This window comes from Serratia oryzae (genome assembly GCF_001976145.1).
GTDB classification, from domain to species: Bacteria; Pseudomonadota; Gammaproteobacteria; order Enterobacterales; family Enterobacteriaceae; genus Chania; species Chania oryzae.
Map to the genome: position 1 here is coordinate 79,065 of NZ_MOXD01000003.1, position 13,164 is coordinate 92,228.

Sequence of the window (13,164 nt, forward strand, 5' to 3'; positions counted from 1 at the left end):
TTTTCATTCCTTTGCATTTAAAAAACTGTCCAGCAACGCCTGAGCTATCTGAATGGCCAGAGCGAAATCTAATTGATTGATCGCTTGGCTCAACGGGGACAATTTGTCACCAACCTGGTGACCAAAAGTCGCCTGTAATTGATTCATTGCCTCCAATGCCGCCATGTCTGAATTTTGTAACAGTAATATCAGAGCGTTAAGAGCTGAATCAAGGGTGTCGGTATATTTATCTTCTGCTGAGTCGGCATCCGTCACTTTCCCCAACAACAGGAGGCTCAATTCCACCATTCCAGCTTGAACAGATTGGGCCTGATCTTTTATTTCATTCAGCAACGCCTCCACCGCTTCCGCTGCGGGTAGCGGTTCTTCGTTCAATAATCGCTCCCCTTTACTGGCATTTTGTGACAAATGCGTGGCACCAAGCTGCGCCGCCAACCCCTTGATCGTGTGTAACAAACGCGAAGCGGCTCGCCAATCGCGCTGGGCAACCAGCGTATCTAGTTGCCCAGGGAAATCGGCCAGTTCAGCGCCAAACAACGAGAGCATTTTCTGCAGCAACGAAACGTCTCCGCCTAATCGATTAAGAGCCGATTCCAGCTCAATACCAGCGACCGTTGCCGCCTCTTTCCACTCCGTTAAGAGCGGTGAAAGCGTCTCTTTCTGCGTGACGATGGCGAGATCGGGTTGTTTACCGTATTTGCGTATCACGCGGATCAAATTGTTTAGATCAAAGGGTTTACCGATATGATCGTTCATACCCGCCGCCAGACAGGCATCGCGATCGGAAGCCATTGCATTGGCGGTCATGGCAATAATAGGCAGTTCCAATAGCCCCAGCGTGCTGCGTATATACTGCGTCGCGCTTAAACCATCCATCACCGGCATCTGCAAATCCATCAATACCACGTCAAAGGAAGAAGGGTTTTCCTCAAGTATATCAATTGCTTCCTGACCATGATTGGCAATACGCACCTTAGCGCCTTCGTCTTCCAATAGCTCACGGGCAATCTGCTGGTTATTCACGTTATCTTCGACCACCAATAGCCTGATGCCGGATAGCTGGTGTGAAGACGCTGGCATCGGCCTGATTGACGAATTCTCAGGCTGTTTGCCATCGCTTAAGGCGTCCGTCACCGAATCCAGCAGCATTGAGGCAGTAATGGGTTTCACCAGATACCCATCAAGCAATGCCTGGTCTTCTTCGCTGCGCTGTAACAGCATTTCACGATCGTGAGCGGTGATCATCACAATCATCGGGACAATCCCTTCCGGCATCAGTTCACGTACTGATTTGCTGGTCTGCCAACCATCCAAGCCCGGCATTTGCCAGTCGATAAATAACGCTCCGTAGGTAATTCCCTGCTCGCGCTGTTGCTTCATCAACTGCAATGCGTCATTGCCACTGGTTGCCACATCGACGGTCCATTTTAACGATTCCCCCATGCGCTTGATCAGATCGCAGGCGGTAGGGTTATCGTCAACCACCAGGACGCGTAAATGATTTAATGCGTGAGCTCTGACGGCCAATGATTCTGAGTTCTCATTATCAATCGGCGGATGCGCAGGGAGTGGCAGCGTAATGGTGAAATGGAACAGGCTACCCTGGCCAAGCTGGCTTTCTAGTTCCAGTGTCCCGCCCATCAAAGCCACAAAACGTTGGCTGATCACCAAGCCTAGTCCGGAGCCGCCGAAACGGCGGGTGATCGAGGCTTCTGCTTGCGTAAACCCACTGAAAATACGTTCCTGATGCTCAGGTGCGATGCCAATCCCAGTATCACGTACCCCAAATTCCAAGGTCACCTGCTGGTCGTCTTGTTTAAGCACCTTGATAAACAGTATCACCTCACCCTGTTCGGTAAATTTCAGCGCATTTCCACCCAGGTTAATTAATATCTGTTGCAACCGCATGCTGTCCCCGATCACAAATGTCGGTAAGAGCGGATCAATATCAAATAAGACTTCGACGTTTTTAACTCTCAGATTACTGGATAAAATAACGGATAGATCCCGCAGCATGGTATGAATATCAAACGGAATGCACTCCAGAACCATTTTGCCTGATTCGATTTTAGAGAAATCCAAGATGTCATTCAGCAACCGTAGCAACGTGCGTGCAGCCGCTTCGATTTTGATAGCATAGTCGGCCTGTTTATTATTCAGCCCAGTTTTTCTCAGTAATGTCATCATTCCGAGAATGGCATTCATTGGCGTCCGTAACTCATGGCTCATGGTCGCCAAGAAGGCAGACTTGGCATTATTCGCTGCTTCCGCCGCCAGCCTGGCCGCTCGAAGTATATTCTCATCCTCATGCTGCTGAGTGATGTCACGATTTATTCCCATCATTGAGACAGGGTGGCCATTCTCATCCCGTTCAACCATGCCGCTCGATTGAATAAAGCGGACCTGATTATTAATAACGATCCGGAAGTTCTGGCGGTAAATATTTTCACTTTCCAGCGCCATTTTCACCGCATGCGTAACGTCTTGACGATCTTCTGGATGCAGCAGGTTATACCAATGTTCTTGGGGAATAGGCACATTGCATAACTCTTCGGGCAGCCCGTAAATATCGTTCATCCGTTCATCAAAAGAGAAGGTTCTATCAGGGATATTCCAAAACCAGATCCCCAATTCCGCCACTTCGGCGGCGCGGATCAGTTGGTTACGGGCAATGATCAGGTTGGTTTGCTGATTTTTACTGGCGGTAATATCAATCTGAATGGCGATATAGCGATCGATCTCACCAGCGCTGTTCTTGAACGGGGCAATCGTAGTGTCGACCCAATAAATACGCCCATCTTTGGCCTTGTTGCAAATCTCTGCACGCCAGGAGATCCCACTGGAAATATCGTTCCACATAGATTGCCAAAACTCGGTGGGATGAGTATGTGAGTCTAATAATCGATAATTTTGCCCAAGCAACTCTTGCCGTTGATAACCACTGATTTTACAAAACGCGTCATTTACTTCCGTGATTAGCCCATGGCTATCGGCGGAAGAAATGATGCCATGTAAATTAAGGGTGCTCAGTAGCGCATTATTTTCACGTAACGCCGCCTCAAGCCGTAGATAGGTTGCTTTACGTTCGCTGATATCCGACTCGATGGCCATAAAGCCAATAGGCTCATTCTGCTCGTTATAGCGAGGTTGGATTTCTAGTTCAATCCAGTATTCCTGTCCTGATTTAGAACGGTTTACTATTTCGCCATTAAAGGGTTCACCCGCATCCAATGCGGCCTTCATCGCCGCCGCCACTTTCTTATCCGTATTGGCACATTGTAATAACTTCCCAGGTGCCTGCCCCAGCACCTCAGTTTTACTGTAACCCGTGATCCGTTCAAATCCCTCGTTAACCCACACTATACGGCGGTCTATATCCGTAATAATCACGGCATTAGAGGTATTTTTCGCCACCAGAGCCAAACGCTCAAGATCTGCCGTCATATCACGCGCCAATATTTCTGCTCGGTGTCTTCCGCTTATTTGTTGGCGCAGTAATAGTGCCAATGCCGAACTGAGCACAAAACCAAAAGCAAACAATAACCACGCCGCATAACGCTCCGTCATCAATTTAAAAGAAGGAGTACTGGCTACCCGCAGAGTCATTTGCCTGCCTGGCAATGACAATATACTTTTATTCTCAAACACTCTTGTATTGATAAGGCGACTAAAGTAGCCATTATTGGGTACAAAATTGGGATCTTGGCTGCCATCAACATCAAAAATTAAATGTTGCCTGGATAAATCATCCAGGCTATCAAACAACTCGATGTCCACTTCCCCATTGGTAAACTTTGGAATATCACGCAGCAGATCGGCGATCACGATCGGAGCATAGAGCAACCCCACCAAGGCTGCCCGCCGTTCAGCAGGCGTCACCGGCTTGGATCCATCAGCATAGACCGGCACAAACAGTAAAACCCCGGGAGTTTTACGGTTATCCTGCACTAAACTAATGGTGTCTGACAGCGTGGCTTTACCCGTATTAATCGCCAGTAATGCTGCCGCACGCCGGATCGCCTCAGAACCGATATCCAGCCCTTCAGCCCCCAGATTATCTTCTGTCGGCACAAGATACTTAACAATATACAGGTCGTCATAGTGCTTATCATCAAGCTGGTGAACGGTAAATGTCGGCGCGCCATCGGCCCTGGTCTCTGCAAGAAAAGCATCCAGATGGCTGCGCGGTACATGCTGAATAAAACCAAACCCACGCACCCCAGGGAACTCGACCGACAGATTACGAGAGACAACATAAGAGCGAAACTGCTCGCGAGTTAAGTGGTTATTGGTCGCATAAGCACCTTTAGCCCCGTTCAGTCCATATACCGGCTGATAGAAACGCCTGACGATCTCATCTGAGATTCTCTCAACATCGCGTTGAAACTCGGCCAGAGCATTACGTTCAATCTCATTATAAAGCCGCCAGGCACCAACGCCTGAAAAGATCACTCCTACGATAAATAACAATATTGGCAACAGGTTAACTTGCTGTGACCTATATTTATCCCAGGAAAATAAGGTTTTCTGAGCATGAGCACTTTCACTTGAGTTTGGAGAAGCCATATAGCGTCACAGTCCCTATAATCAGCAATAGCTCAAGCATAGACGTATTGTTATATGATTCAAACCTGTTCAAACAGCTTTGTCTAACGAAAGCAACACTTTTGAGCAAGGCTGAAACCCTGCTCATGCTGAAGTGACGTTACCTCGCGCAACCCAGCAAAGGAGCATGAGGCAAGACGCTCAATGGTGACAACCTAAAATCTGTGAGTTAGGCTAAGTAAGTTTACCAACGGCTATCAGTTAAGGTTAAGGCGCTGCACCCTTCATAGCTCAAATTGCTTGGGTGTTGGCTGTGCAGCTTCGCCCCTGCTACATAGTGGGCTATTGCTCCTGAGTCTCCGTTGCTTGCCGCCTACAGGCAACTCGAGCTATTTTGGGTATAAATCCGGCTAAACCATGACGTTAATCGAGTATCAATGAGCGTACGGGATTTATAAATTTAACAGAAAAATCAATTGGGTAAGTGTATTGATACAACAAAACCACCTCGCATTAGTCTGTGCTCTCAGTAAGTGGGTTGAAACTCACCTCGGACGCGTGATCCACTTGGAAGAAGTCGCCGAGTATTCAGGCTATTCTCTATGGCACATGCAGAAGTTGTTCAAAGAAGCAACGGGGATCTCGCTCGGCAAATATATTCGTGAACGCCGTCTCGCAGGGGCGGTGTACCAACTGCGCAGCAGCGAAGCCTCCATTTTCGACATCGCGCTGGATTTTGGTTTTGGCTCCCAGTCACACTTTACTTACATGTTTAGAAAGCGCTTCAATATTACTCCTTATGATTTCCGTCAGGATCTGAGCGTAGACCTGCATATTGAGCCCCCCTTGCACGTCATCCATCAGAAAACGGCCTGAGTCACGCTTCACTCCGCCAGCAATGCCAAGAGGGTTACCAGTGCTGGCAACGCCTGCACCCAGAGGATTTTACGGCTGGCGGTCAAGCCACCGAAAATGCCCGCAACCAACACACAACTCAAGAAAAACACTTGAATAGGGACATCCTGCCGCAATATCCCCCACAGCAAGCCAGCGGCAAGAAAACCGTTATACACCCCTTGATTAGCCGCTAACACTCGCGTAGCCGCAGCAAACTCCACGGTGGTGCCAAAAACCCGTCTTCCAATGGGTTTTTGCCAGAGAAAAATCTCCAGCACCAGAATATAAATATGCAGGATGGCGACGAGACTAACCAGAATAGTAACCATGAGTGTCACACTTAATTGGGTTATTTTTAGTTAAATAAACATAAAGTATAGGCCCAATCGTTAAGTGATTTGTTTCACGACATAAAAAAACCCGCCGTAGCGGATTTTTAATTAATCGTTTAGAGTTAGTTAAGCATCACGGAGACCAATGCCGCAATCGAAACCCAAAATACTGCCGTTGCGATTACAATATGGTACAGCCTTGCAGGAGAGAGGAATTGGTTCATAGCAACCTCACTGACGTCAACGAGCAACAGACCAAAACTACCCTTTTGAATTAATTTAGCTCGCTGTGGCTATTTTTATTTGCGCCAGATCACCTTTTTACGAAAGGGAGATCTTGCACCAAAAAAGATAATTTGTTCGCGATTCTCTCTGGTTATACCCTAAATGGCTCGCATTGCCGAAAGGTGCAGCCCATCCTGAATAGCTAAAAACCTTTGCTGTAACAACTTCTGATATCAATCACTTTATGAGTATGTTTGAAATCGAAAAAGTACGTTACGCCAAACAAGATTGAGACAATGAGCAGTACTGAAACCAATAATCCGATAACCGCAATAAGTTTAGTGTCATCATGCCGATTGTGCTCCATCTTCTCTCCCGTCGATAACAACATCAGTACACTGTTTTTCACCGAGTCTGCTTTCTCACCCGCTTTGGCGGAAGATCAGGCTCCGCGCCCAGTATACTAAGAATTTTCTGTGGCGCAGACGCTACCAATTTTCCACTATCGGGTCAACACTCATCAGGTAGTTAGCAGAGCTAGCGCACAACACATCCGCAAAACCAATGAAAAATAAATTTACATTAATCTGAATAATTTCATCGAGCCCAAAGTGCCATTAAATAATTTGTTGCGTAAATCGTAGATAATGCCGCCGCAGGCTTTTTTCTACCTGCGGCATAGAGGAAAGGATTAGAACAGAGCCGTACGGGGGACTTCGCGCAACATCATGCCAGCACGCAGCCCCAGGGCAACGTGGGGATTGGGGAACAATATCCATTCACTGTCGTGCTGCACCCGATAAGCCTCTCCGGGTTGTTCACACAATAACGTGCCACGGGGTAATTCCGTAAAGTTGGCCGTGTCATCACTCAGGTAAAGCTTGAATGCTTCACTGCGCTTGATCAGTGATTGCTCCACTCGGAATACCCGCATCGGTGCCTGTGCACGCTGCGGCAACGGTTCAGCGCTGATAAATGCCCGCAGCGCCTGGTGGATCCCGCTAAACTGCTGCAGATCGTTACAGCCAAACGGCCGCGCCTTTCCCAGCTCTAACGTGCAGCTGGCCGCTTGTAGCTGTTCACTGGTGAAATGGCTGAAAGTGCCGCCAGGAGCCTGATGGATCACCACTGCATCCAGCGCCGCCGCATCCAGCAATGCCAGCATTGCCGCGCTGTATGGCCGCTGTTGGAAGGGTAACAGGCCAAAGCGAGGTAAATACGATTCACGTATCGCCGTATGCAAATCAAAGTGAAAGCGTGCAGCCTCTTCGCCAGCAAAGAAGGCGCTGACGGCCTGCTCCAACCGCTGTGCCCGTAAGGTTTCCTCGCTAGGCTCAAACTGGCCGTAGCGGCCACCGAACATGCGGTTCATATCGCTAACCAGATAGCGTTTACCGGCCCGCACCGCGGATGGGTTACCCAGTACCACCAGCAAACGCACCGCCAGGGGGCGGGTGCCCGCGAGTATTTCATCTACGCACTGGTTCAGTAATTCGATGGGTGCCGTTTCATTACCGTGGATACCGGCTGAAATCACCGCTGCACGCTGATAACCGTGCAACGGGCAGATCTCCAGCAGCCCTTCTCCCAGCCAGTGCCAACGCAGCATGGCGTTTTCACCACCGGATTGTGCCGGTTCCTCCCCTGCCAGCGTCAGCGCCAAAAGATCGATCATAAATGCTCCGGTTATTGCTGGAATGGATAAACAGAGCCCAAACCGAGGAGCGATGTCAGGGCATCCAAGGCATCGCGGCCTTCGCGCAGTAGCTGCGGATCGGCCAAATCGTCCTGCGTCAGGCGGTCTCGATAATAGCGATCAACCCATTGGTTTAGGGTGGTAAACAACCGATCATTCATCATCACCCGCGGGTTGACCGCGTGTAATTCTTGTTCGTTCATCGCCACCCGCAGCCGCAGGCAGGCCGGGCCACCGCCGTTACGCATGCTCTCACGCAGATCGAACACCTTGATTTCATCAATTGGCCCGCCGCTGGCCACCATTTCTGTCAGATAACGCCAAACCCCTTCGTGCTGGCGGGATTCTTCTGGCACCACGATCATCATCCGGCCATTCGGTTTGGTCAGGATCTGGCTGTTAAACAGATAGGTCGCTACCGCATCCGCCACGCTAACGCGCGCAGTGGGCACTTCGATCGCCAGCAGTTCTGCTCCCACCGCCGCCATCTTGCGCCGAACCTCATCCAGCCCACGCTGCTGATGCAAGAAAGCCTGCTGATGATGAAACAGCACCTGCTGATTGCTGACCGCGATCACATCGTTATGGAAGACCCCTTGATCGATCACTGCCGGGTTCTGCTGCAAAAACACCGTCTGCTCCGCATCCAACTGATGCAAGCGGGCGATCGCTTCGCTGGCTTCGCGCGTCTGCCGCGCCGGATAACGCGTGGGTGCCCGTTCCCCGCCGAACTCCTGGCGACCGTAAACGAACACCTGCACACCGCGTTTGGCGTAGTCACCGCCCAATCGGTTGTGGTTAGCCGCTCCTTCATCACCAAACAGCGCCACCTGCGGCAATGCATCATGGTGAACAAAGTGCTGCCGATCGCTGAAAATCGCCTGCAGCACGGCGGAGGTGGTTTCTGCTTCGATCGCACGGTGGAATTTGTTATTCAGGTTGGCAGCGGTAAAGTGCAGTTTGCCATCGGCGCTGTCGGCCGAGGGTGAAACCGTTGCCGCATTGGCCGTCCACATGGCAGAGGCCGAACTGAGCGCAGAAAGCAGCTGTGGTGCGGTGCGCATCGCCTGAGCCAACACGTTTTCGTCAGTGCCACTGAACCCCAGTTTGCGCAGCATCGGCAAATGCGGGCGTTCCTGCGGGGGCAACACCCCCTGCTGAAAGCCCAAATCCGCCAGCGCTTTCATTTTTATCAAACCTTGCTTAGCGGCCAACTTGGGGTTGGATACCGCATTGCGGTGCTGGGTTGAGGCTTCATTACCAAACGACAGCCCGGCATAATGGTGCGTCAAACCGACCAACCCATCGAAGTTAACTTCATATCCCGACATGTTTCTCTCCTCTGGGCATCAGTTGAACGACAAACCGGGTGACAGACTGGTAGGCAACGTCAGGCTGGGGCTTTCCAGCGAAGCCATCGGCCAGGCGCAGTAATCTGCCGCATAGAATGCACTCGGGCGATGGTTACCCGAAGCCCCGACGCCGCCAAAGGGAGCGGCACTGGAGGCCCCGGTGAGCGGTTTGTTCCAGTTGACAATACCGGCCCGCGCCTCCAGCAGCAGTTGTTCGAACTGCTCGCGCTGTGGTGACACCAGCCCAACCGACAGGCCAAAGCGCGTATCGTTGGCGATGCGCACGGCCTCGTCAAAGCTGTCGTAGCGAATAATGGTGGTCAGCGGACCGAAATACTCTTCGTCCGGCACATTGGCCACCCCCGTCATCTCAATGATCCCCGGGCTGAGCAAGGCGCTGCCACTCTCCAACTGGCGCAGAGTCAGCAACGCTTTTCCCCCTAGCGCCAGCAGTTGCTGCTGTGCCGCCAACATCTTCTCGGCGGCAGTCACCGAGATCACGCCCCCCATAAATGGCTGCGGTTCGGCATCCCAGCGGCCAATGCGTAACGCGCCAGCCACCTCAACCAGGCGTTCGATAAAGGCATCGCCTTCCTGCCCGCGTTTGACCAGAATACGGCGCGAACAGGTGCAACGCTGCCCGGCAGAGATAAACGCGGATTGGATCGCCAAGTTCACCGCCGCATCCCGATCTTCAATCTGTTCGACGATCAACGCATTGTTACCGCCCATCTCCAGCGCCAGAATTTTTTCCGGCTGCCCGGCAAGTTGGCGATGCAGGTGATAGCCGGTATTGGCGCTGCCGGTGAACAGCAATCCGTCGATAGCCGGGCTGGCGGCCAGCGCTTCGCCGGTTTCACGCCCGCCCTGCACCAAGTTGATCACCCCATCCGGCAAACCGGCCTGCAACCAGAGTTTCAGCGTGGCTTCTGCGGTCAGCGGCGTCAGTTCGCTCGGCTTAAACACCAGGGTATTGCCCGCCAGCAAGGCGGGCACAATATGGCCGTTCGGCAAATGGCCGGGGAAGTTATACGGGCCGAATACCGCCAATACCCCGTGTGGACGATGGCGCAGCACCGAAGCCCCGTCGGCCATCGCCGTTTCTGTTACCCCAGTGCGTGTCTGATAGGCCTGCAAGGAGATCCCCACTTTGCCAATCATCGCCTGTACTTCGGTCAGGGTTTCCCAACGTGGCTTACTGGTTTCACGGCTGATCGCTTCAGCCAGCGCCTGCTTATGCTCTTCCAGCAGCGCCGCAAAGCGTTTGACCAGTTGTTCGCGTTCGGCAAACGGCGTGCGAGCCCAGGCAGAAAAGGCGCCACGCGCCGCCTCACAAGCCGCGGCCACATCGGCAGCATCTGCCGCATTAGCCTGCCACAGCGGTTGGTTATCCACGGGATCGGTTTTACTGAACTCGGCCCCCTGGCCCGTGCGCCAAGTCCCGTTAATCAACAATGCTGGGTGTGACATTAGGCTTTCTCCTGTGCAATCAGCGTGATTACCCGCACCTGGCTGCCCTGCTCAACGCCTAGCGCTGCCATGGTATCGGCATTGATACGTAGGCGATCGTCATACAGATCGGCATGCACCAGCAGTGCGCGGTAATGGGGATAGTTGTCGTTAGCCACCAGATACACCGGGGCCTCGTTATTCATTGGCGCATCGTCCAGAACCACTTTCACCAGTTTGCTGCGCTTCACCGCGCGGATTTCATCAAGCTCCGCTTCCAGCGTCGGGCCACCGTCGAAGATATCCACGTAGCCCTGATAGCGTAGCCCCTCAGCCTCCAGCAACCGGCGCGCCGGTGCGGTGTGCGGGTGGACTTCACCAATCACATTCCGGGCATCTTCAGCCAGAAAATCAACATACAGCGGATGTTTCGGCATCAGTTCGGCGATAAAGGCTTTTTGCCCAGTCCCGCTCAAATAATCCGCTTTAGCAAACTCAATGGAAAAAAAGTGGCGGCCAACGCTTTCCCAGAACGGTGAACGGCCGTTCTCATCGGAAAAGCCACGCATTTCGGCAATCACTTTGCGCGAGAAATGTTCGCGGAACGCGGCCATAAACAGAAAACGCACCTTAGACAGCAGTTTGCCGTTCTCGCCGTGACGATAGTCAGGATCGAGGAACAGCGTGCACAATTCCGAATGGCCGGTATGATCGTTGCTCAAAAACAGCGTCGGCACCGATTTATACACGTTAAGCTGTTTTGACGCGTGTACCTGCGTACCCACGCGGAAACTGTACCAGGGCTCAGACAGCCCCACCGCCACTTCGATGGCGCTGACGCCAACCACCTGTTGGCGTTCGGTATCTTCCAGGGCAAACAGGTAACACTGTTCACTTTTCGGCAGTTCGCCTTGCCAGGTTTTTAACGCCCGCTCAATACGTGCCGACAGCGTGTCCTCATTCTGCGGCAGGGAAGTCAAACCAATACCGGATTTACCGGCAAGCGTCAGTAAGTCAGCCAAATCGCGACGCGCTATAGGGCGGATAATCATCATGATGCGAACCTCGAAAGTCATCTACCCCGCGTTTTCCAAGCTATCGGAATAGTCATTATGGCTTGGAACCCGCTGGGTATCGGCTGCACCACCCGGGTGCAGCCGCTTTATTAACTGCAGATCCGCGCGACAGCACGCGCGAATCGCGCCAGCCCCTCTTTAACATCCTGTTCCGGGATGATCAGCGAAGGGGTGAAGCGCACCACGTCCGGGCCGGCGATCAGGGCAATCACCCCTTCCTCGTTGGCCAACTGCGTGATCTGTTTGGCTTTACCCGCATAGTCCTTGCTTAATACACAGCCAATCAGCAGACCGCCACCGCGGATTTCCGCAAAGATCGGATACTGTTGATTGATTTTATTCAACCCATCGATAAACCACTGGTGACGCTGTTTTACCCCGTCCAACACGTCTGGCGTATTGATCAGCGAGAACACCGCACCGGCTACCGCCGTTGCCAGCGGGTTGCCACCGTAGGTGGTGCCGTGCGTACCGACTCCCAGCGTTGGTGCCAGTTTATCGGTGGTGATCATCGCCCCAATCGGGAAACCGCCGCCCAGCGCCTTGGCGGTGGTCAGCACATCCGGCACCACGCCATATTGCATATAGGCATACAGATGCCCGGTGCGGCCCATACCGGTTTGCACTTCATCAAAAATCAGCAACGCACCGTGGCGATCGCACAATTCACGCAACCCCTGCAGGAACAGCGGATCGGCGGGCAGTACACCGCCCTCACCCTGGATCGGTTCGACAATCACCGCGCAGGTGCGCTCATTAATCACGGCCGCCGCCGCGGACAGATCGTTAAACGGCGAATGCAGGATCCCACCAGGCAGCGGCGCAAAATCCTGCGAATACTTCGGCTGCCCCCCGGCTGAAACGGTAAACAGCGTGCGGCCGTGGAAAGCATTGTTAAACGCCACAATCTGGTTCTTTTCGCTGCCGCTATTATCCAGCGCATATTTGCGCGCCAACTTCAGCGCAGCTTCGTTGGCTTCTGCCCCGGAGTTGCAGAAAAACACTTTTTCAGCAAAGGTGGCGTCGATCAGCTGTTTTGCCAAACGCAGCACCGGTTCGTTGGTATAACCATTGCCCAGGTGCCACAGCTTGCCAGCCTGTTCAACCAACGCCGCTTTAACCTGCGGGTGCGCGTGCCCCAGCGCGTTCACGGCAATGCCACCGGCAAAGTCGATATAACATTTGCCCTGCTGATCCCAAACGTGCGATCCCTCTCCGCGCACCAGAATAAAATCAGCGGGTGCGTACACCGGGATCATCCAGTCATCAAAAGACTGGCGGGTAACTGCGATTGGCTGTTCCATAATGACCTCATGACTTCAGCAAAGGCTGAATTTTGACTGTAAGGGCCGTTCCTGCACCGGAAGTAATACAACACGACAAAAAACCGTCTTACTGGCGATATCCTCTGGCCGACGATAATGCTCCTTATCAACGGCCATTCAGCTACAAATCTGTTACATAAAATCGGTTTTTCGCTATATCTGTCGCATTTAGCACCCCGGAACGGGGAATAAATGTTAACGAGTAGTTAAAATACATGTCGCTTCATAAAGAGTGTAGAGCAGCTATCGTGCCAAATTGGGTTTTTC

The 13,164-nt window shown here is 52.3% G+C and carries 8 protein-coding genes; 1 reads left to right on the plus strand and 7 read right to left on the minus strand.

Going from position 1 to position 13,164, the window contains the following annotated elements; translation table 11 throughout:
- Positions 1–3: 3 nt before the first annotated feature.
- Entirely contained in the window at positions 4–4,566 is a 4,563-nt protein-coding gene (locus BMI79_RS06360; protein ID WP_076941315.1) for a CHASE domain-containing protein, read from the minus strand.
- Positions 4,567–5,034: 468 nt separating this feature from the next.
- Between BMI79_RS06360 and BMI79_RS06365 the strand changes: the two genes are divergently transcribed.
- Positions 5,035–5,421, plus strand: coding sequence for a helix-turn-helix domain-containing protein (locus BMI79_RS06365; RefSeq protein WP_076941316.1), 387 nt, complete (start codon positions 5,035–5,037; stop codon positions 5,419–5,421).
- A gap of 8 nt (positions 5,422–5,429) precedes the next feature.
- On the opposite strand, the gene BMI79_RS06370 is transcribed toward BMI79_RS06365, so the two are convergent.
- The 6 genes from BMI79_RS06370 to BMI79_RS06400 all read right to left on the minus strand — a co-directional run bounded on the left by BMI79_RS06370 (position 5,430) and on the right by BMI79_RS06400 (position 12,876).
- Positions 5,430–5,771 (minus strand): DUF1304 domain-containing protein, encoded by a 342-nt coding sequence (locus BMI79_RS06370; RefSeq protein WP_076941317.1) that lies wholly within the window; start codon positions 5,769–5,771, stop codon positions 5,430–5,432.
- A 919-nt stretch (positions 5,772–6,690) separates the two neighbouring features.
- Positions 6,691–7,674 carry a succinylglutamate desuccinylase gene (gene astE, locus BMI79_RS06380; protein WP_076941319.1) on the minus strand — a complete coding sequence of 328 codons (984 nt, stop codon included), beginning with the start codon at positions 7,672–7,674 and terminating at the stop codon, positions 6,691–6,693.
- 11 nt (positions 7,675–7,685) lie between these two features.
- Positions 7,686–9,026, minus strand: coding sequence for an N-succinylarginine dihydrolase (gene astB / locus BMI79_RS06385; protein WP_076941320.1), 1,341 nt, complete (start codon positions 9,024–9,026; stop codon positions 7,686–7,688).
- 18 nt (positions 9,027–9,044) lie between these two features.
- On the minus strand, positions 9,045–10,517 hold the full coding sequence (astD, locus tag BMI79_RS06390; RefSeq protein ID WP_076941321.1) for a succinylglutamate-semialdehyde dehydrogenase: 1,473 nt from the start codon (positions 10,515–10,517) through the stop codon (positions 9,045–9,047).
- Positions 10,517–11,551: an arginine N-succinyltransferase gene (gene astA, locus BMI79_RS06395; RefSeq protein WP_076941678.1), complete on the minus strand. Its 1,035-nt coding sequence runs from the start codon at positions 11,549–11,551 to the stop codon at positions 10,517–10,519. Before astA ends, astD begins: the two co-directional genes overlap by 1 nt.
- A gap of 110 nt (positions 11,552–11,661) precedes the next feature.
- Positions 11,662–12,876 carry an aspartate aminotransferase family protein gene (locus BMI79_RS06400; protein ID WP_076941322.1) on the minus strand — a complete coding sequence of 405 codons (1,215 nt, stop codon included), beginning with the start codon at positions 12,874–12,876 and terminating at the stop codon, positions 11,662–11,664.
- Positions 12,877–13,164 lie beyond the last annotated feature (288 nt).